Origin of the sequence: Terriglobus sp. (assembly GCF_965201105.1) — a bacterium.
Classification (GTDB): Bacteria; Acidobacteriota; Terriglobia; order Terriglobales; family Acidobacteriaceae; genus Terriglobus.
In genome coordinates this window covers 34,372-55,009 of the sequence record NZ_OZ241741.1, presented here as the reverse complement: position 1 = coordinate 55,009, position 20,638 = coordinate 34,372, and the positions used below count along the sequence as shown (strand labels likewise).

Here is a 20,638-nt window from a genome sequence, read left to right as displayed (position 1 = left end):
AAAGCACCGAAAATTTCGGTATCGCGTCCGGCGCGGTAGGTCCAGTATCGGGCACATGACGCCCGCAATGCCAGCTAGCGTGCATATGGAACACGCATGGACCTGACAAGCTGGATCGGTATGGTACGCATGGACGCAAGCATGGAGATTGAGGCCGCGGACCTGCGCGAAATCCTGCTCAATCTCATGAACACGGTCCCGCTCGGTAGCGCGGAGTACGCAAACCTCGACTTCCTTCAACAGCACTTCAAGCACGCATGCGAATGCCCACCCGCGACGTCCCGCTTTACGAACAGGATCGCTGCGACCAAAAAGAAGATCGCTGCGGGCAAAGAGTTTCTAAATCCCTTGCCGCCCGGTTAAGGGCACCGCTTGCTCCCTTACCCGCGCCCACCTTCGCAAGCTGAAAACCTCCTTCTCGCCAAACCTCCTTCTGACCCACTACACTGCTCCCGCATCGCAATAGCTCAACACCTGCCATCGGAGCAGCTATGACAATCACCGGCAAACTCCTGCTCTCGACCGCCGTCGGCGCGCTCGGCGGCCTGCTCTTCGGCTTCGACACCGTTGTCATCAGCGGCACGCAGGAACAGCTCATGCATGTATTCCAGCTGTCGCCAGCCGCATGGGGACAAACCGTCTCTATCGCCCTCTGGGGCACCGTTGCCGGCGCTCTCGGTGCCGGTTCGCTCGGTGCCAGAATGGGCGGCCGCAACGCCCTGCGCGTCATGGCCGCGCTCTACGTCATCAGCGCCCTCGGCTGCGCGCTGGCCCTCAACTGGCCCATGCTCATGATCTTTCGCTTCATCGGCGGCGTCGGCATCGGCGGCTCCAGCGTCCTCGGTCCGGTCTACATTGCCGAACTCGCGCCCGCCGCCTGGCGCGGCCGCCTGGTCGGCACCTTCCAGACCATGATCGTCATCGGCATCCTCATCGCCTACGTCTCCAACTGGTACATCGACCGCCTCGGCCTGGGCGCGCGCGAGTGGCAATACCAACTCGGCATCGCGGTCTTTCCCGCCATCGCCTTTCTCGTCCTGCTCTACACCGTCCCCCAGAGCTCACGCTTCCTCATTACCCAGAACAGCCTTGGCGACGCCCTCACCGTGCTGCGACAGATGGGCGCGATCAACCCCGAAGGCGAGCTCGAAGATATCCGCCGCTCCATTCACGCGGAGTCCGTCGAAAAAAACGAGCCGCTCTTCCAATCGAAGTACCGCATCCCGATCTTCCTCGCCATCTCGATCGGCATGTTCAACCAGCTCTCCGGTATCAACGCGATCCTGTATTACACAAATTCCATCTTTACTTCGGCCGGCCTCGACCGCCTCAGCGGCTTCTCGCAGTCCATTTACATCGGTTTGGCGAACCTCGTCGGCACCGTCCTCGGCATGCTGCTCATCGACAAGCTCGGCCGCAAAACACTCCTGCTCCTGGGCGCTGTCGGCACGTGCATCTCGCTCAGCTGCGTAGGCCTCATCTATTCCACGCACTCGCACGCAAACCTGCTGGTCTGGTGCCTGGTCGGCTTCATCGGCTTCTTCGCCATCTCGCAGGGAGCGGTCATCTGGGTCTACCTGTCCGAGGTCTTCCCCACCCGCGTCCGCAACAAGGGCCAGAGCCTCGGCGCCACCACCCACTGGATCATGAACGCCATCATCGCCGCGCTCTTCCCCATCGCCGCCGTCAAGCTCTCCCGCGCCGTCCCGTTCTACTTTTTCGCCGCCATGATGGTCGTCCAGTTCATCGTCGTCCTCGCCATGTATCCCGAAACCAAAGGCAAAACCCTCGAACAGCTCCAAGCCCAACTCGAACGCTAGCGGTGGCGAATGCTCAAACATAAGCGGCTTTAACCGCCGAGGTTGAACGCCAACCCTCCCGGACACAAGCGGCTTTAGCCGCCGAGGTAGAAAACGCCCACCTTCGTGGCACGCGGCTTTAGCCGCCGAGGTAGAAAACGCCCACCTTCGTGGCACGCGGCTTTAGCCGCCGAGGTGATACGCTCCGCTCGTGCGACAGACTCCGCAAACCTACGCGGTCACCATCGTCTGCTCGGAACGTCTGCGTCTCCTACGGCCGACGCACCAGGCTCAAACCATACTCGCAACACTCTTCCGCTACCGTACGGAGCGCCGCTTCTGCTTGCACGCCTTCGTCGTTATGCCCGATCACCTGCATCTTGTCCTGTCACCGGCTGCTTCACTCGAACAAACGGTCGGCATCATCAAAGGCGGTACCTCCTTTGCACTGCGCAAATCCTACAAAGGACCAATCTGGGACGAGGGCTACTACTCCCACCGCATCCGCGACGCAAACGACTTCACAGGTCAGGTCTCTTATGTTGCCGCCAATCCGAAACGAAAAGGTTGGCACGATTACTCTTTCGTGCATACCTGCTACTCCGAACACCTCGACCCACTACCGAATCACCTCGGCGGCTAAAGCCGAATTTGCATTGCGACCGTGCTATCTCGGCGGCTAAAGCCGCGGCTCCCACCGCCGTACACTAACCCTGTATGTCTACCGCCGCCTTGCCCGAAACACCCGCCGCCCCGCTCACCACCATCCGCGACATCGGCCAGCACGAAGGCCAATCCATCCAGCTCCGCGGCTGGCTCTACAACCTGCGCGCATCCGGCAAGCTGCTGTTCCCCATCTTTCGCGACGGCAGCGGCACCATCCAGGGCATCGTCCCCAAAGCAGCAGTCCCACCCGAAGTCTTTGAGACCCTCAAAAACCTCACCCTCGAGTCCAGCGTCACCGTCACCGGCAAAGTCCGCGCCGACACCCGCGCTCCCTCCGGCTATGAGCTCGACGTCGAAAACATCCACGTCACCCAGCGCGTTCCCGACGACCAGCCCTTCCCCATCACCCTCAAGGAGCACGGCCCCGACTTCCTCATGGAGCGCCGCCACCTCTGGATGCGCACCCCGCGCCAGTCCTCCATCCTCCGCATCCGCGCGACCGTGATGCGCGCCGCGCAGGAGTTCTTTGACACCCAGGACTTCATCCGCACCGACCCGCCCATCCTGACCCCCGCCGCCTGCGAGGGCACCAGCGAACTCTTCGAGATGAAGTACTTCGACGAGGGCAACGCCTACCTCACCCAGAGCGGCCAGCTGTACATCGAGGCCACCGCTCTCGCCCTCGGCAAGGTCTACAGCTTCGGCCCCACCTTTCGCGCCGAAAAGTCCAAGACCCGCCGCCACCTGACCGAGTTCTGGATGATCGAGCCCGAGGTCGCCTACGCCGGCCTCGACGACCTCATGCTCCTCGCCGAGAACTTTCTGGCGCACATCGTCAACCGCGTTCTCGATACCCACCGCGCAGACCTAAAAACCATCACCGGCTCCGAAGAAAAAGCCGCCCGCCTCGAAAAGATCCAGGCACCCTTCCCGCGCCTCACCTACGATGAAGCCCATAAAATGCTCGAAGACGCCCACAGCAAAGGCCTCATCGAACACCCGCACACCTACGGCGACGACTTCGGCGCACCCGACGAAACCTACATCAGCAACCAGTTCGACCGGCCCGTCATGGTCCACCGTTACCCGGCAGAAGTCAAAGCCTTCTACATGCAGCCCGACCCAGAGGACCCGACCAAAGCCCTCTGCGTCGACGTCCTCGCCCCTGAAGGCTACGGCGAAATCATCGGCGGCTCGCAGCGCATCGACTCCTACGACCTGCTCCGGCAGCGCATCCTCGACCACAACCTCCCACTCGAGTCCTTCGAGTGGTATCTCGATCTCCGCAAGTACGGCTCGGTCCCCCACTCCGGCTTCGGCATGGGCATCGAACGCTGCGTCGCCTGGATCTGCGGCCTCGAACACGTCCGCGAAACCATCCCCTTCGCCCGCACCCTGAACCGCATTTACCCCTAGCGGCATCAGAGCTTATAGTTAATACGGAGAGAGACCGCATGACACGTGCCGCCGAACAGGAGATCCGCAGCAAAGTCCGTGCCCGTCTGCGCTCCAGCACCCTTCGTGGCGCCGGCCGTCTCCTCGACTTCGGTGGAAGCTACCGCGAAGACGCCATCCGCTCCATTGAGGAGCGCAGGCGGGAGCGTAAGAGTGACGCCGACGCCATCGCGCAGGCGTGGCAACGTGTGGGACAGTACCTGAGCAACGCAATGCATCAGTTCGAGGCCGAACACCGCAAGCATGAGTAGTGCCTCGGACGAGAGCGAACCGACACATCCGGCGTCACTCTCTCGCGAAGAAACGTCTCAAATCTCCATCACAGCTCATTGGAGCGGCCCGCTTCCGCCGCCGGGTACCCTCGCCGCTTACGAGAACGCGCTGCCGGGCAGTGCCGAACGCATCCTTGCCATGGCCGAGGCTGAAGCAGAACACTCCCGCGCCCTGGAACGCGAACAGGTCAGAAGCGAAACCTCCCTCACCGCGGCGGAAATCGCCAGTGAGCGCCGTGGCGTGTGGCTTGGCTTCGTCCTGGCCGTGTTTGTCATCGTCGTCAGCGCCTACCTTATGGTGTCGGGCTTCATCGGCGTCGGTCTAGGCCTTATCAGCGTCGGCCTTATCAGCCTTGTGAGTCTGTTCATCTACGGCCGCAATCACCCGCGCTCCTGACCATCCTCCCCTTCGCGACGAATCAGCGCAGAGCTGGCGCACGAACTTCTAAACGCAAATGGGACCACGCCCCCCGCGCGATCCCATCCACGAACCCGAAGAACCCTCGGCTACGAAATCAATACCCGTAGTACCCCGGCGGCGGAGGCGGCGGTCCCACAGCCACCACCGGCGGATACACGGGATACGGCACCCGCACCGGATACGGCTGCGGCACACGCACCACCTGCGGCCGCGGTTGCTGATACATCGGCTGCTGCTGGCCGCCGTACACGTTGTTGTAAATCACCGTCGTTGGCGACGTTTGCTGCGGCACATAGCTTTGCGCGGATGGAGCGTAGTACGCCGGCTGCCGCTCGATCGGCGCCGCATAATCAGCCCGCGGAATCAGCGTCGGCCCCTTGGGCGCCAGCTCCTGCTGAATCTCGTCCTTCGTCGGAATCCCGAAGTCATCCATCACCTTCAACGTCAGCCGCTGCTCCGCTTTCAGCACTGGCGTCGGTCCGCGCCGGGGCAGGTTGATCAGGTCGATCGGCCACAGCACCGGAATCAGCCACGTCACCGTATCCTTCACCGGGTGGCCGGTGCCGTGGATCCGGCCTTCCTTGTCCACCGGCATCTTCGACTTGGGCAGGTCCACCACCTTGGCCGTGATCGGAATCACGTCATCGGTCTGGTTGATGATCAGCCGGTCAAAATCCAGCTCCATCCATCCCTTGCCGACCAGGTGACCCGGGTCCTTGTAGTCCACGAACCGGCCCTCCAGGTACGCGCCGTACGGGAACACCGACCGGCCGTAATACTCCATGTGGCTCAGCCGGCACAGCACCGGATCGCCCTTGTCCAGCGTCTTGCTGGACACCTTGGGCTCAGAAATCGTGCATTGAATGATCGATCCCGCAGGGATCATCTTCTCAGCCAGTGCGGGCGCCACGGCGGCGGCCGCCACCAGCAGGGCGGCAAGAGTGCGCTTCATCAGAAACCTCCAGAGTCGCCGCCGCGTCTAGGCATGGGAGAGCGCGCCGCGAGAAAACAAAGTCGTCCGCCACATGCAAGTGGCGGGGCAGAACACAGGGTCGTGCGGGCAAACGGGAAAGTGCTTGCCTCGCACTATAAGCGCCGCATCAGGCACTTTTCGCCCGGCCAACACTGTGGAAATCGGTAAATTTTTCAGCAACACAGGACGCCATGAGAAGTTGCGCCGACTCATTCTGATTTTTCCGGCCCGCACCCGCAAGCGAGGCAAAAGTCGTCCGTCCGCGCCTGCCACTTTGGTGGAACACCATCGACGGGTCTAACGTAAGGTTCAACCATGCCCGAGCCCATCGAACCACACGCTCAACCCATCCCACAGACCGGCGCTCCCGAATGGGCACCCCCACCCGAGGACGACAACGAAGCTGGCCTCGCCCGGCAGCAACGCCCTCAAAACGTCCGCGCCATCTTATTCGGTGCCGACGGCCTCCGCGCAGGCTGGTCTGCCTTACTCTTCAGCGGCATTCTGGCTATCTTCGCCTTTGCCATCACGACCGCCATTCGGGCCGCGCGCCACGGCGGACCCCGGCCACCCACCGAAAAGCTGCTTAGCGTCGCCGGCACCCTCAAAGGCGAATACGGCACCTTTGCGGTTCTGCTCGCGGCTGGTCTCATCCTCAGCCTCATCGAACGTCGCCGTTTTGCCCGTTACGGCATCGGCGCGTTCACTGGCCGGCGCGCTGCGCAATTTGTGCTCGGCACCATTTTAGGTCTCGGCGTGCTCTCATTACTCGTCTTCTCTCTCAAGGTTGCCGGCCTGCTCGCCTTTGATGGCGTTCTGCTGCACGGCGCGGCCGCCTGGCATTATGGCTTCCTGTGGTTTCTCGGCTTTCTCGGCGTTGGCTTCTCAGAGGAGGCTGCCACCCGCGGCTTCTTCCAGTTCACGCTCACCCGCGGCATCGCCGGTCTGGCCCGCGCGGCAAAGCTCTCCTACCGCACCAGCGTCGTCGTCGGCTTCTGGGTCACTGCTCTGCTCTTCTCACTCCTGTTTGGCGTCGGCCACACCGGCAACGCTGGGGAGTCGCCCTTTGGCATCGTCTCCACCATGATCATCGGCTTCGTCTTCTGCTTCTCGCTGTGGCGCACCGGCTCGCTCTGGTGGGCGATCGGCTACCATGCCGGTTGGGACTGGGCACAGTCCTTCCTCTTCGGCACGCCTGACAGCGGTTTGCTCGTCCAGCACCATTTTCTCGCTTCGCATGCCATCGGCCGTCCGCTCCTCAGTGGTGGCCTCACCGGCCCCGAGGGCAGCATCTTCGACCTTGCCGAGATCGTCCTAACCACCCTCATCATCGCCGTCGCCCTGAAACCTGAACCCGGCTCCTACGCCGACCCTAACTGGACACCCAACGACCACCCATACCGCTGATTTACTCGCAAGGTCTGCGCTTCACCACATTGCCGCAAGCCGTTAAAAGGAAAGCAGCCTGAGTCATCCGCCCTTCGCGGAACGCATCGGCACGCTCATTTTGCTTGGGTGGAACCTACGATCGCGCTATCTTGGCTGCACGATGCCCGACGCGATCGAACCGCAAGCACAACCCATTCCGTCTACCGGCCCACCCGAGTGGGCCCCGACCGTCGATGACGACAGCTTGGCCGCGTCCCAGCCGCCCCGCCCGCATAAAGCCCGCGCCATATTCTTCGGCACGGACGGACTTCGCGCTGGCTGGTCCTTCCTCCTGTTCTACGGCATGCTGATCGGTTGCCAGATCGTGTGCACCCTGCTTATGAAGCTGGTTCACTTGAACCGCTTTGCCCCCGCGAAACCCGGCGCGCCCGCACAGCCCATGACCGTCCTGCTGTATTCCCACGGCCTTGGCTTCGTCTGTTCCATCCTGCTGGCAGCCGTGATGGCGCGTATCGAGCATCGCCACCTGCGGCAATACGGCCTGGGCAGCTTTCTGCCACGCGCGGGTCAGTTCCTGGCGGGCTGCCTGTGGGGCGGCGGCCTCATGTCCCTGCTGATCGCGGCGCTCTTTTTCACCCATCGACTCGCCTTTGACGGCCGGCTGCTTCACGGCGGCGCAATCGTGCAGTGGGGTGCAATTTGGGCCGTCACGTTCCTTGCAGTCGGTCTATTTGAGGAGTACCTGACTCGCGGCTATCTCTATTTCACGCTCTCGCGGGGCTTTGCCGGCATTGCAGGTTCCGCCGGCATGACGGAACGCCGTCGTCGCATCCTCGGCTTCTGGGCCACCGCCTTTTTCTTTTCCGCCCTCTTCGGTTTGAGTCACTACTTCAATGTTGGAGAAACTTCCGTTGGCCTGTGGTCGGCGGGACTGATCGGCCTCATGTTCGCATTCAGTCTGTGGCGCACGGGATCGCTCTGGTGGGCGGTCGGCTGGCACACGGCCTGGGACTGGATGCAGTCGTTCGTCTACGGCGTCAGGGATAGTGGGCGGCCGATCATTCACCCGCTATACGCCACGCATCCCCTTGGGAACACTCTGTTCAGCGGCGGTCCGACGGGCCCGGAGGGCAGTCTTTATGTCTTTGCAATCCTTCTGATCGCGGTGGTCGGCGTCGCACTCACGCTGCGCTCCGAACCAGGTTCCCCCTCTGACCCTGCTTTCAGCCCTAACATGGACCACCTGCGCCGCTAGGTTCCATGTCGACTTGCCGCCTCGCCCCCACACTGCTCTACTAACCCCATGCAGTCGCTCTGGCAGCCCGCCGACTGGTCCAGCCGTCTCGCAGAACTGCGCGCGACCGACACCCACACCAAAGAAGCCCCGCTGCGCCGCGATGTCCGCTCCCTCGGCGCCCTGCTCGGCGAGGTCCTCCGCGAGCAAGCCGGCGACCGGCTCTTCGACCTCGTCGAGCAGCTTCGCGCCCTCGCCACCGATCGTCGCGACGCCGAGTTCAACCACGACCACGAGGCGGCTCAAACCAAACTCGACGAAGCCCTCCAACTCGTCCGCGATCTCGACACCGCCACCGCCTACCAGCTCGCCCGCGCCTTCGGCTTCTATTTCGAACTGATCAACCTAGCCGAGACCAACCACCGCAAGCGCCGCCGCCTTGCCGGCCTGCTCGACACCGCCAGACCGCCCCAGCGCGGCTCTCTCCAGGGCACCCTCCGCCGCATGCGCGAATCCGGCTACACCGCCGAAGAAGCCCTCACCCTCCTTCGCGAAATCTGCGTCACCCCCGTCTTCACCGCGCACCCCACCGAGGTCGCCCGCCGCTCCGTCATGTTCAAGCGGCACCGCATCGCGCAGCTCCTTGAAAACCTCGACCACATCCCCAACCCCGAGGACGAACTCCTTCAACTCCAGACCGGCATCCTCACCGAGATCACCGCGCTCTGGCAAACCGACGACGTCCGCAACGAGCGCCCGCAGGTTCGCGACGAAATCCGCATGGCTCTCGACTTCTACGACAGCAGTATCTTCGACACAGTCCCCGCCCTCTACACCGAGGTCCAGAACGCTCTCCGCAAGGAATACGACCTCAACCTCTCCCTGCTCGACCTGCCCACCCTCGTCCGCTTCGGCTCCTGGATCGGCGGCGACCGCGACGGCAATCCCTTCGTCACGCCCGATGTCACGCGCGAGTCCCTTGAGATGTCGCGCGCCCTGCTCGAAAAGCACTACCGCCACCGCCTCTCCGACGCCCTGCAACAGATTGCCGCCAGCACCCAGCAGGTCGGCGGCTCGCCCGAGCTCGGCACCGCCATCGACCGCTACCTGCGCATGCTGCCCAGCGAGGCGAAGTCCCTCATCGACCGCTTCCGCTTCGAACAGGTGCGCCTCATGCTCGCCTGCATCCTGCTACGCCTCGGCGGCACACCCCAGATCAGTTACGCCAGCCAGCACTCCGAACGCCTGCCCGGTTACGACTGCGCGGCTGACCTCGAACGCGATCTCCTCCTCGTCCGCAACGCCCTCAACAATCACCACGGCATCCGTCTCGCCGAAATGTGGATCGACCCACTCATCGTCGAGGTCCGCACCTACGGCCTCCACCTCCAAACTCTCGACATCCGCCAGCACGCAAAACTCCACCTTCAAACTGTCGAAGAAATCAACCGAGGCATCCCCGGCGGAACGCCTGAAACGGGAGAGACGAAAGAATCGAAATCGACGGGAGAACCGGGACAGCCGGAAATCACGGAAACAACCCTCAGCGTCCCGCTGACCCCCGCCGCCACCGACGTCCTCGACACCTTCCGCACCATCGCCGACCTCAAACTCCACGGCGACCCCACCACGATCCAGCAGTACATCATCTCCGGCGCCACCTCCGCCGAAGATGTCTTCCGCGTCCTCTGGCTCGCCCGCCTCGGCGGCGTCCCCGTCACCGGTAACCCCAAGCGCAAAGACCCCGGCATCCTCATCGCCCCGCTCTTTGAATCCATCGAAGACCTGCAGAACGCCCCCGCCATCTGCCGCGCTCTCTGGACCAGCCCCGCCTATGCACCGCTGCTCGACGCCGCCCACCGCCGGCAGGAAGTCATGCTCGGCTACTCCGATTCCAACAAGGACGGCGGCATGATCGCCTCCACCTGGGAGATCTACAAGGCGCACCGCGCCCTGCATCAGGTCGCCCAGGAGTGCAACGTCGACCTCCGCCTCTTCCATGGCCGCGGTGGTGCCGTCGGCCGCGGCGGCGGCCCCACCCACCGCGCCATCTACGCCCAGCCGCTCGGGAGCTTCAACGGTGAGCTCCGCATCACCGAGCAGGGCGAGGTCCTCAACTTCAAATACAGCGACGTCGTCCTCGCCGAGCGATCCCTTGAGCTCATGATCGCGGCCTCGCTTGACGCCGTCGCCCGCCCCGACCTTCGCAACCACCACGCCTGCGGCGACTGCAGCGGCCACCTCACCGGCGAACTTTTGCCCCCGTGGGAATCCACGCTCGATCACCTTGCCGACGTCAGCTTCCATCGCTACCGCGAAGACATCCTCGACAACCCCGATACCTTCGACTATTTCCAGCAGGGGACGCCCGTCGCCGAGCTCGAACACGCCAAAATCGGCTCAAGACCCGCAAAACGTAGCGGCAAACGCTCCCTTGCCGACCTCCGCGCCATCCCCTGGGTCTTCGGCTGGATGCAGTCGCGCCACCTCGTCCCCGCCTGGTACGGCGTCGGCACCGCGCTCGAAACCTTCAGCCGCGACAACCCCGGCGGACTCGACCTGCTCCGCACCATGCTGCGCGATTTCCCGCTCTTCCTCGACATGCTCCGCAACGTCGAAATGGCCCTAGCCAAATCCGACTTCGGCATCGCCCGCCTCTACGCCTCGCTCGTCCCCGACCAGGCCCTCGCCAACCGCGTCTTCACCATGCTCGAAGCCGAATTCCAGCGCGCCCGCTCCATGGTCCTGCTCATCACCGGCCAAAGCGAGCTCATGGAGCAGAACCCTGTCCTCGCCCGCTCCATCCGCCTCCGTAACCCCTACGTCGACCCCATGAGCTGGATCCAGGTCGAACTCCTCCGCCGCAAACACGCCGGAGCCACCAGCGAAGACGAGAGCGCCCTCAACCGCGCCGAAGCGCAGCTCAACCGCGCCATTACCGCCACCATCAACGGCATCTCCGCCGGCCTCCGCAACACCGGCTGACCGCGAAGCACTCCCATGGGTGCCGCGAAAACTTGTCCGGCTTCGACTCTGCCGAAACATTGTCATTTCGACCGGAGCGGGACAGCTTCATAGTCCTGCATCTCCGCCGCTGCAGGCTGTTTCCACCGCGCCAACTGACCCTTTGATTGCGTACCGGCGAAGCCACCCATTCGGCTCACCTCCATACAACTTCCGTGCACATCGACATGTCGCCTATCGCCGATAAGCTAGGCTCACATTCCAAATCCCCAACCCCAATGGGAGTGACCTGTGCGCCTTACCTGGTTGCGTCTTTGCACCGCCTTTCTGCTGCTCGCGATGTCTGCCTTCGCTCAAACCACCTCAACCACAACCACCGTCACCACCACGACCGGTCCGCAACCGTCCTCATCCAACCCGGCCCCGTCCGCCGCGGCATATGACCAGGACGGCAAGCCCATCACCGACACGCTGATCTACACCATCGATCCGGTCACCGGCAAACGCATCCCGGTCTACCTGACCACCACGCCGCCCCAGGCCACGACCCCGCCCGAACCGCCGCCCACGAAGTCCGAGCGCAAGGCCGCCCTCGCCGCCCGCCATTCCTTTTTTGACGACCGCTACCACGTCGGCATCATGGCCAGCATCGGCGCAGCCGGTGCCGGCGTTCAGATCGGCATCCCGCTCGTGCCGCACATCGCCCTTCGCGTCGGTGCCGACTACGCCCGCTACAACGGCACCTACCAGTACGACGTCGCCAATCTCAACGCCTCCGTGCACGCCGGCTACGGCCGCGTGGCGCTCGATTATTTTCCGTGGCGCAACGGTCGCTTCCACATCAGCCCCATGTTCATCGTCGGCAATCAGACACACGTTGTCGCCAATGTCGCCCTCCCGTCCAGCACCACCTTCGATCTGGGCGGCCAAAGCTTCTACGGCACCGCAGCCGACCCCCTGCACGGCATGGGACGCGTCGACCTGAAAAAGACCGCACCCGGCCTCACGGTCGGCTTCGGCAACCTGACCCATGGCCGCGGCCACTGGACCTTTCCCTTTGAACTAGGCGCCTTTTACAACGACACACCCAAGCTCCAGGTCAATTTCACCGGCACCGCCTGCGTCGCCAACCAGCCACGGCAGTTCGCCTGCCAGCGTGTGCAGGACAACATCGAATTTCAGACCAGCCTCAAAGCCTTCCGCACCCGCCAGGAACACAACCTCACCTACGCCCGCTTCATGCCCATCGTGAACACCGGCATCGGCTTACGCTTCTAATTGCAGTTACACTCACTAATGCTCAACACGCGCCGTTTTGCGGTCGTACTGCTCTGTCTCGCCCCGGTCCCCTCGATCCGGGCAAATGCTCAGTCCGCCGCAGACGCACTGAACGCTCGTCTGCTCAAGAACGTTTTCTTCCTGCGTTCACTCTGTTTCAACATTCCACTCCGATTCAATGAGCAAGGCGAACTTGGCATAACGTGCAATCCCGTCCCATTCACGGTGGGTCTGGTCCAGATCGACCATGTCGATCGCAAAGATGCGGGCTTGGACTTGCGAGCGCACAGGGTAGGCCTGCTGTTCAAAGACGGCCAGCCGCAGCCGTTCGATTTGGCTCGCGTTTTACCGCTCGGAGTCAACTCCAGAATCGACATACATATTGCTCCGTCAGCCTCAGGCGACTACGGCACAGCTCTCGATCATGTCTTCGCGAAGAACTTCACAGATATGTATGCAGACGTGCCGGAGTACTGGCACGCTTACTTCCTGAGCAACCTCGTCCCAAAGAGCTGGCGACCCAGCGGCTACGTAGATCCCACACCTATTGACATCGCTGGAAGAAGCGGTGCCACTATTCCCAAGGTGACTCGACAGGTGGACGCACAGTACACCGAATACGCAAAGGCAGCTCTGTTCAGCGGAAGCGTCATCGTGGGCCTGGTCGTCGACACGGACGGCAGTCCAACACAAATTCACGTGTATACCCCAGCAGGCCTGGGATTGGATGAGCAAGCCGTCAAGGCTGTCTCCCAATACCGATTTAAGCCGGCAACAAAAGATGGGGTGGCCGTTCCAGTAAAGATGAACGTGGACGTCAGCTTCCAGATTCGTTAACGCAAGCTGCCCTCCTGCAGCAGGCGAACGCGCCGGCACCATCCGTCCCCACGCTAAAATGGCACATGGGCGTTCCCCGGACGGCCATTCCGTCCCCAAACGAGGCAATCTCCGCCACCTCGGCCATCCCCACCTCCGACTCCGGCCGGAATCTTGAGGCTGCCCTCCCCGCGCCCGCCCCCATGCAGCCGGCCAATACCGTCCGCCGCCCTGGCGTGCTCAACGTCCCGCTCGCCCCCGCCCTCGACGACCTTACCGAAAGCGGCCAGCCCGCCTTCGACAACACCGGCGACCTCGCCGAGCCCAGCGGCCTCCTCGCCCCCGCAACCTCAAACCCCCAACTCACAACTTCAAGCGAAGCGAATAATCCCGTCTCCGCCACCTTCCTCTCCGGCTTCCCCGCCAACCTCACCACACAGATCGACACCAACTTCCAGCACCTCCTCGACACCCTGCACCTGAACCGCCCCGGCGACGACCTCACCATCGTCCGTGACGCATGGGCCTTCTGCCTGCAGCAGCACACCGGTCAGAAGCGCGCCTCCGGCGAGCCCTATGTCATCCACCCCCTCGAAGTCGGCCAGATCCTCGCCGAAATGAAGATGGACGCCACCGCGATCGCCGCCGGCCTGCTGCACGACGCCGTTGAAGACACCCCCGTCACCTCGCCCGAGATCAGCCGCCGCTTCGGCCCCCAGGTCGCCCACATCGTCGAGGGCGTCACCAAGCTCGACCGCATCAAGTTCGCCAACAAGGAAGACCACCAGGCCGAAAACATCCGCAAGATGCTCCTCGCCATGGTCACCGACATCCGCGTCGTCATCATCAAGATGGCCGACCGCCTCCACAACATGCGCACCCTCGCGCACCTCCGCCCCGAAAAGCAGCAAAAGATCGCCCGCGAAACTCTCGACATCTTCGCCCCGCTCGCCCACCGCCTCGGCATGGGCAAACTCCGCGGCGAGTTCGAAGACCTCAGCTTCCGCTACGTCGATCCAATCGCCTTCTCCAAGCTCCAGGAGACCGTCGAAGACCTGCGCACCACCGGCGGCGGCGAGGCCCTGCTCGAGAACATCGCCGAGCAGATCACCGCCCAGCTCCACCGCCACGGCCTCCCCGGCCGCGTCGAGTTCCGCATCAAGCGCCTCTACTCCATCCAGCAAAAGCTCGCCGCCCATGTCGAACACGGCGCCGCGCCCGACATCGCCCAGGTCCACGACCTCTACGCCGTCCGCGTCATCACCAGCACCATGCAGGACTGCTACGCGATCCTCGGCCTGCTCCACTCGCTCTGGCGCCCCGTCCCCGGCCGCATCAAGGACTTCATCGCCATGCCGCGGCCCAACCTGTACCAGTCGCTCCACACCACCCTCGTCGCCGAGGGCGGCCACCAGTTCGAGGTCCAGATCCGCACCGAGGAGATGCACCGCATCGCCGAAGACGGCATCGCCGCCCACTGGAAGTACAAGGCCAACGAATCCGTCTCCGCCAAGGACGAGCAGCGCCTCGCCTGGGTCCGCCAGCTCATGGAGTGGCAGCGCGAGATGACCGATCCCAACGAGTTCATGTCGACCCTCAAAATCGACCTGTACCCCGAGGAGGTCTACACCTTCACCCCCAAAGGCAAAGTCATCGTCCTCCCCAAGGACGCCTCCCCCATCGACTTCGCCTACACCATCCACACCGAGGTCGGCCACTCCACCACCGGCGCCAAGGTCAACGGCCGCATCGTCCCCCTCCGCCATCGCCTCCGCAACGGCGACATCGTCGAGATCACCACCCAGGCCGGCCACACCCCCTCGCGCGACTGGCTCACCTTCACCAAATCCTCCCGCGCCCGCAACAAGATCAAGCACTGGCTCAACGAGCACCAGCGCGAACGCGCCATCGAAATCGGCCGCAAACTCCTCGAGCGCGAAGCCCGCAAGTTCGGCGCGTCTCTCAAAAAAGCCACCGAAGCCGACTACACCCGCGTCGCCACCGAGTACGGCCTGGGCGGCCCCAACGGCGTCGAAAACGACCTGCTCTCCGCCATCGGCTTCGGCAAACTCTCCTCCCGCCAGATCCTCAACCGCCTCCTCCCCGGCTCCACCAACCAGCCGGCAGAAGGCGAACCCGGCAGTGCCCCACCTTCGCCGACAGCTTCATCGTCGGCTAAGGTGGGTTCAGACGCCTCAGGCCAACCCACCAACTTCGACCCGTCCAAAGCCGGTCTCCCCGGCAACCAGATCAACAAGCTCTCCGAAGACGCCCGCCGTATCTACTTCTCCAAAGGCACCGAGTCCCTCCAGGTCGAAGGCCAGAACGATCTCCTCATCTACCGCGCCCGCTGTTGCAATCCCATCCGCGGCGAAGAGATCATCGGCTACGTCACCCGCGGCAAAGGCGTCGCCGTCCACGCCCGCACCTGCTCCAACGTCCAGAACCTGCTCTACGAATCCGACCGCCGCATCAACGTCGACTGGTCCCCTACTCCCGAAGACCTCGCCCAGCAGGCCACCCGCGACACCGCCGCAGCCCCGATCCACGGGAGCAACGAGCAACGCACCACGGTCTCCCCCGGCGAGCGCCACGATCCACGAGCAGCAGGCACAGCAAACGAGAGCACCGAAAGACGAACGACGAGAGCGACGCCCCCCACCGCTCCTCGCCCCACCAAGTACCCCGTCCGCCTCGTCGTCACCTGCGAAGACCGCGCCGGCATGCTCAAGGAACTCACCGCCACCATCTCCGACGACGACACCAACATCCGCTCCGTCGACACCCACTCCAACCCAGACGGCACCACCGCCAACGTCGAGTTCGTCATCGAAACCCTCGACCTCCGCCACCTCACCAAACTCACCACCGACCTCCGCCAGGTCCCCGGCGTCCGCGAAGTCCACCGCGTCAGCAAAATCTAAGTCCGTCAGAGCGTCAGCCAAAACTTTTCTTCTAGCGGATACTTTTTTGGCGGCTTGAGCTTCTCCTCCGCTGCCAAAGCGAAGAGGGTTGACCACCGCTCGAAGAATTCCTCTTCATCTTCATCATCGATCGGCGTTGGCCCAAACGCACGGCCAATTTCTTTATGCGTACCAGCGAACAAACTATCGAAGAACTGGTAGCCGGGTACAAATCCCCTAGAGAAGGCCGTAGGCGTGGGCTGCTTATCTTCAATTACGTAAAACGAGGTTTCATGCCAGCGATACTGATCGCCTCCAGGGAGCGATCCATAGAAGAGATAGCTCTCCCAAATAAGGTCGGTGGTACCTACCCCAAAGGCAAATGATAAGAGAACATCAAATCCTGATTTACTGAATGAGTCTTCCGATACAGTCGGCATAGAACCAGAAAATTCCGTGCGGATGATTCCCTTTTCTAACCGGACGATTGCGCCGTTCTCTTCGCAGCAAATGCATTCGTCAAGCAGCTTCGTCCGGAACGTGAGCAGTTGGTTTTCGATTATCTTCCTACCTTGCTCAGCCAGTTCTTCACGGCGTGCACTTCGTTCAGCAGCTGCGAGCGCCATAGCCTCTTCGTGAGCTCTCGTCCGCTGAATGTTGGCAGCTGCTTCTGCCAAACGACTACGTGAGCCTTTGGAAAGTTTCCCTCGAATGCTGGTCAACCTTGACCTAATTCGTTCTAGGCTTGGTCTTGCCTCGGGTGCCTTGCGGAGCATCATCTGGACCAATTCACTCAGGAACGGCGAGACCGTCTCGTCCAACTGTGGAGGATCCGCAAACAAGTGCTGTTTACGAAACTCTTCGGATGATGGTCCGGCAAATGGCGGTGAGCCAGACAAAAGCGTATGAGCTATGCAGCCCAGAGCGTAGATGTCAGTCGCAATGGTTGGAGTCTCGCCACGCCATTGCTCTGGCGCAGCGTACTCGTAGGTAAGGAAGTCGTTCAAGGTCCGATAAGCGGTAGACTCGGCAACAAATCTTGCTATGCCAAAATCTGCTATTTTCCAACGACCTTCGTGAAGCAGTACATTTGCTGGCTTTAGATCCCGATGCACCAATCCACTTAGTTCAAACAGTCCTGAGGCGATCTGATTCAGAATGCTTACCGCAACATCTTCTTCAAATGGCGCGGCGTAGTCGACGCTATCTTGCAGACTACGTTCAGCAATCGCCATCACGACGTAGAACCGACCCGATTCACTGTCCTGACCAGAATCAAGAATCGGAATTATGTACTCCATCTTCTGCTGAATTAAGTAACCCGCAACTTTTAACTCCCTACGAGCGGAATCTTCAGCATTTACATCGAGTTGCTTCACAGCTACATTTCGGCCATCGTTTGATGTGCCTTGGTACACGGCACCAAACCCTCCCGGCTCGCCAAGACGCGCCTGGGGATCGAAAAACCAGCGGGATTGCTCCAACCTAATCTCTTGCATGCTTCTGAATATATTCAGAGCAGACGTTGCGTGCCCCACCTCCGCCTGACGCCGGGTGCCGGGTGCCCCATGTCCGGATTTTCGGACATGGGTCCTGAAGCCAGGCGAGACTCTACATCTCAAGCGAACCATCATCCTCTAACCCCACCGAGTCAACCGAAGGTTTCCACCGAGGCTCCTCACGAGCCCACTTCGTATCCACACGGACCTTTCCAACCAGACCCGAAGCAGACTGCTGATCGCCTAATCAGGCGATACGTGCCCCACCTTCGCCGCGCTCTTTGCGGCTAAGGTGGGTCGGACCAGCAACACACTCCAGGCAATCCCACCTTAGCTCCGCAAAGGTGGGGCACGGCCGAATGTCGCGCACAAATCACTCCTCAGAAGACAAACTCAACGGCAACCACCGACCCTCCTCACGCCTACCCCAAATCCCACCATCCCGGTCAACCAAACCGAAGCATCCCGCCGATAACTCGGACCAGCACCCGTGCCCCACCTTCGCCGCGCTCTTTGCGGCTAAGGTGGGTCGGACCAGCAACACACTCCAGGCAATCCCACCTTAGCTCCGCAAAGGTGGGGCACGACCGAATGCAGGGCACAGTTAATCCTCCGAAGACACACCCGGCGACGACCACCGAGCCTCCTCAAACGCCCACCCCGAATCCAGCACCACCGGCCCATCCTCCCGCAGGGAGTAGTGCCGGTATGAAGACCACCGCCAGTCTTCTGGCTCCCGCACCAACCCACGCTTCACCGGATTGCGATGGGTATACTGCAAACACTCCACCATCGCATCATGCCCACACAGGTTCGCGTCGTAGTACCGCCGCGTCCAGAAGTGATGCGACCCTAGATCCACCCCACCCAACGCGGTTCGTGCCCCACCTTCGCCGCGCTCTTTGCGGCTAAGGTGGGCGGAGCGCCACCAAAGCTCCGACCGCGCCCGCATCGTCTTCGCCACACTCAGCTTCAGCGCATGCAACGACTCCGCAAGCAGGCACCGCGAAGGCTCACCCACCAGCAGGTGCACATGCTCCGGCATCACCACATACCCAACCACATCAAAATCATCGCGAGCCCGAAACCGCTCCAGCGCCGTCACGAAACACTCCCGCGCAATCACCGACCTTAGGTAAGGCAGCCGCTCAAAACAACTGAACGTCACAAAGTGCAGGTCCCCTCACGTTGCCACCGCACCAATCCTCGCGTCATCCCTCACAACCTAACACCCACGTCCGCAGCGGACGCGGGCCCACACGGCATGCTACCTATATCGCTAATGCAGCGCTTCGCCTGCGGCATCGCGAATGGTTATACTTCGCCATGCCACGCAAACGCTCCACGTTCGTAGCAGTGCTTTCTCTATGCTGCACAAGCCTTATTTCGGCACAGGTTTCTAAGACTGAAGTCCAGTTAGTCCTGAGCTACCTTGATGCGCAGGCGAAGCCAGCAGATAAGGACGTTGCCCAGTTCACTCGGCTGACGCAGCCTTATGCACCTCTGGACTTTCAAGTCCGCAACTCCACGAACGAGCATGCGTCTGCTGTCAGGAACTATCTCTTCGGCGTCGCTGCTGGTTCCTCCAACATGGATCCCAAAGTGGCGCCCGGCATGGCAAACGACTTTCATTGCGGCGAAGCATGCGCGGATCAGCGCTTTCGTAAGTTCGTGGAACAACATGAGCGAGTTTCTGCGCTCGTCGCGCGGTTTGTTCCTCTTGTGCAATTAAAGATCGTCTCGCAATGGGGAGTGCTCAACGATTACCGCGTCAACGACACCCTCATCCAGAAAAGCCTCATCACTTCGTTCCGTCCCATGGGTGACATCGGCATCGTTCCCAATGCATCCGGCAAACAGTTCAAATCGGTAAGCGACGCGACCGGCCTGAATCTGCAGGACATCGCCACGGCAGAGAGCATCGCTGCGGAGCTTGCCTCCCTCAACATCGCCGCCATCGTGCGGAGCCCCCAGGGCATCCGCGTAATCCGCTCTGGCTGCTCCGACAATCAAGCCGGCCTCCTCTTCAAGAGAACCGACGTGCCCGAACCGAAGGAAAAGGATGACTTCGGCGAAGGTCTGGAATTGGTTTTCGCTGTGAAGGTCGCTCAGGACATCTACTACTTCGAAACCACCTGACGGTTAGCAACTCGTCGGTTTACGATTTGCAAGTGGAGTGCCGGTGACAGATATAAGAGTTGCTTCACCTGAAGGTAGTCACTGACGATGCAGCGGTCACGCGCAATGTATGTCTCAGTAGCAGCCCACGCAGCTACTGCCGCCCTGCTGCTGCTCGGCATCCACCACGCGCCAACCATCGCGCGCTTCAAGCTGCCCGGCACCGCATCCGGCACGCACCTGCTCACCTATTACAGTCCCGGAGCCGCGGCGAACCATCACGCGGCGGCCATCCTGCCAACGGAAGCAAAGCAGACTGCCCCAGCGAAAATCCTGCCCACGCCCTCCGCCCCAACTCCGAAGCCGGACACCTCCAGCGCGGAGAAAGGCACCGGCGCCAACCCGCTCAGCGGTCTCGGCGAGGGCGACATCACCATCGCGCTCGTCCGCTACTTCCCATCGCCGCAGCCCGACCTCAGCACCCTGTCACCCGGTCAGCACGGCAACGTCATCCTCGAAGCCGTGATCGACGAGCAGGGCAACATCGCCAAACTCACCCTCATGGAAGGCCTGACCCCGTCCATCAACCACGAGGTCCTGGCAAAAGTCCAGACCTGGACCTTCAAACCCGCCGAGCGCAACGGCACCCCCGTCCAAAGCGCCCAGGAAATTAGCTTCTATTACGAGCGCATCCGCGGCTAACCCGCTGTCAAGTCCCTCCCGCGCCTAAGTCTCTCAATCCAATCGAAATAGACTTGGCATCCCATTTCGCTCAACTCGCTACACTGGATACAGACCCGGAACCAGCATGGACCCGGTTTTCCATATTTGGCATGGAACTCGAGCAATAA

Annotated in this window: 17 protein-coding genes; 14 read left to right on the top strand and 3 right to left on the bottom strand. The window is 62.0% G+C overall.

Features of this window, described 5'->3' with window-relative positions:
- Positions 1-96 precede the first annotated feature (96 nt).
- The 6 genes from ACOFKT_RS00230 (at position 97) to ACOFKT_RS00205 (ending at position 4,589) form a co-directional block, all read left to right on the top strand.
- Complete coding sequence (locus tag ACOFKT_RS00230) at positions 97-363, top strand: hypothetical protein (RefSeq protein WP_419805443.1); 267 nt, start codon at positions 97-99, stop codon at positions 361-363.
- A gap of 128 nt (positions 364-491) precedes the next feature.
- A complete protein-coding gene (locus ACOFKT_RS00225) occupies positions 492-1,820 on the top strand; it encodes a sugar porter family MFS transporter (RefSeq protein ID WP_419805442.1) in 1,329 nt (442 codons plus the stop codon).
- A gap of 190 nt (positions 1,821-2,010) precedes the next feature.
- A complete protein-coding gene (locus tag ACOFKT_RS00220) occupies positions 2,011-2,442 on the top strand; it encodes an REP-associated tyrosine transposase (RefSeq protein WP_419805441.1) in 432 nt (143 codons plus the stop codon).
- 74 nt (positions 2,443-2,516) lie between these two features.
- Complete coding sequence (gene asnS, locus ACOFKT_RS00215) at positions 2,517-3,881, top strand: asparagine--tRNA ligase (RefSeq protein ID WP_419805440.1); 1,365 nt, start codon at positions 2,517-2,519, stop codon at positions 3,879-3,881.
- 38 nt (positions 3,882-3,919) lie between these two features.
- Positions 3,920-4,171, top strand: a complete 252-nt coding sequence (locus ACOFKT_RS00210) for a hypothetical protein (RefSeq protein ID WP_419805439.1) — start codon at positions 3,920-3,922, stop codon at positions 4,169-4,171.
- Positions 4,164-4,589, top strand: a complete 426-nt coding sequence (locus ACOFKT_RS00205) for a DUF2335 domain-containing protein (RefSeq protein WP_419805438.1) — start codon at positions 4,164-4,166, stop codon at positions 4,587-4,589. The genes ACOFKT_RS00210 and ACOFKT_RS00205 overlap by 8 nt, the downstream gene beginning before the upstream one ends.
- Before the next feature lie 118 nt (positions 4,590-4,707).
- Here ACOFKT_RS00205 and ACOFKT_RS00200 read toward each other — a convergent pair whose 3' ends face one another.
- Positions 4,708-5,565: a hypothetical protein gene (locus ACOFKT_RS00200; protein ID WP_419805437.1), complete on the bottom strand. Its 858-nt coding sequence runs from the start codon at positions 5,563-5,565 to the stop codon at positions 4,708-4,710.
- 336 nt (positions 5,566-5,901) lie between these two features.
- Between ACOFKT_RS00200 and ACOFKT_RS00195 the strand changes: the two genes are divergently transcribed.
- The 6 genes from ACOFKT_RS00195 to ACOFKT_RS00170 all read left to right on the top strand — a co-directional run bounded on the left by ACOFKT_RS00195 (position 5,902) and on the right by ACOFKT_RS00170 (position 16,191).
- The gene (locus ACOFKT_RS00195; RefSeq protein ID WP_419805436.1) at positions 5,902-6,993 is read left to right on the top strand and encodes a CPBP family intramembrane glutamic endopeptidase; all 1,092 of its coding nucleotides are present in this window, start codon (positions 5,902-5,904) and stop codon (positions 6,991-6,993) included.
- Between the two features lie 142 nt (positions 6,994-7,135).
- Complete coding sequence (locus ACOFKT_RS00190; RefSeq protein ID WP_419805435.1) at positions 7,136-8,230, top strand: CPBP family intramembrane glutamic endopeptidase; 1,095 nt, start codon at positions 7,136-7,138, stop codon at positions 8,228-8,230.
- A gap of 48 nt (positions 8,231-8,278) precedes the next feature.
- Complete coding sequence (ppc, locus tag ACOFKT_RS00185; RefSeq protein ID WP_419805434.1) at positions 8,279-11,194, top strand: phosphoenolpyruvate carboxylase; 2,916 nt, start codon at positions 8,279-8,281, stop codon at positions 11,192-11,194.
- A gap of 270 nt (positions 11,195-11,464) precedes the next feature.
- A complete protein-coding gene (locus tag ACOFKT_RS00180) occupies positions 11,465-12,451 on the top strand; it encodes a hypothetical protein (protein ID WP_419805433.1) in 987 nt (328 codons plus the stop codon).
- Positions 12,452-12,469: 18 nt separating this feature from the next.
- Positions 12,470-13,288, top strand: a complete 819-nt coding sequence (locus ACOFKT_RS00175; protein WP_419805432.1) for an energy transducer TonB — start codon at positions 12,470-12,472, stop codon at positions 13,286-13,288.
- 65 nt (positions 13,289-13,353) lie between these two features.
- Positions 13,354-16,191 carry a RelA/SpoT family protein gene (locus tag ACOFKT_RS00170; RefSeq protein WP_419805431.1) on the top strand — a complete coding sequence of 946 codons (2,838 nt, stop codon included), beginning with the start codon at positions 13,354-13,356 and terminating at the stop codon, positions 16,189-16,191.
- A gap of 5 nt (positions 16,192-16,196) precedes the next feature.
- On the opposite strand, the gene ACOFKT_RS00165 is transcribed toward ACOFKT_RS00170, so the two are convergent.
- Together ACOFKT_RS00165 and ACOFKT_RS00160 are read right to left on the bottom strand one after the other, a co-directional pair.
- On the bottom strand, positions 16,197-17,669 hold the full coding sequence (locus ACOFKT_RS00165) for a serine/threonine-protein kinase (protein WP_419805430.1): 1,473 nt from the start codon (positions 17,667-17,669) through the stop codon (positions 16,197-16,199).
- Positions 17,670-18,273: 604 nt separating this feature from the next.
- Positions 18,274-18,837: an REP-associated tyrosine transposase gene (locus tag ACOFKT_RS00160; protein ID WP_419805429.1), complete on the bottom strand. Its 564-nt coding sequence runs from the start codon at positions 18,835-18,837 to the stop codon at positions 18,274-18,276.
- A gap of 422 nt (positions 18,838-19,259) precedes the next feature.
- On the opposite strand from ACOFKT_RS00160, the gene ACOFKT_RS00155 reads away from it, so the two are divergent.
- The gene (locus tag ACOFKT_RS00155; RefSeq protein ID WP_419805428.1) at positions 19,260-19,808 is read left to right on the top strand and encodes a hypothetical protein; all 549 of its coding nucleotides are present in this window, start codon (positions 19,260-19,262) and stop codon (positions 19,806-19,808) included.
- Between the two features lie 87 nt (positions 19,809-19,895).
- Positions 19,896-20,489, top strand: a complete 594-nt coding sequence (locus ACOFKT_RS00150; protein ID WP_419805427.1) for an energy transducer TonB — start codon at positions 19,896-19,898, stop codon at positions 20,487-20,489.
- The last annotated feature ends 149 nt before the right edge of the window (positions 20,490-20,638 follow it).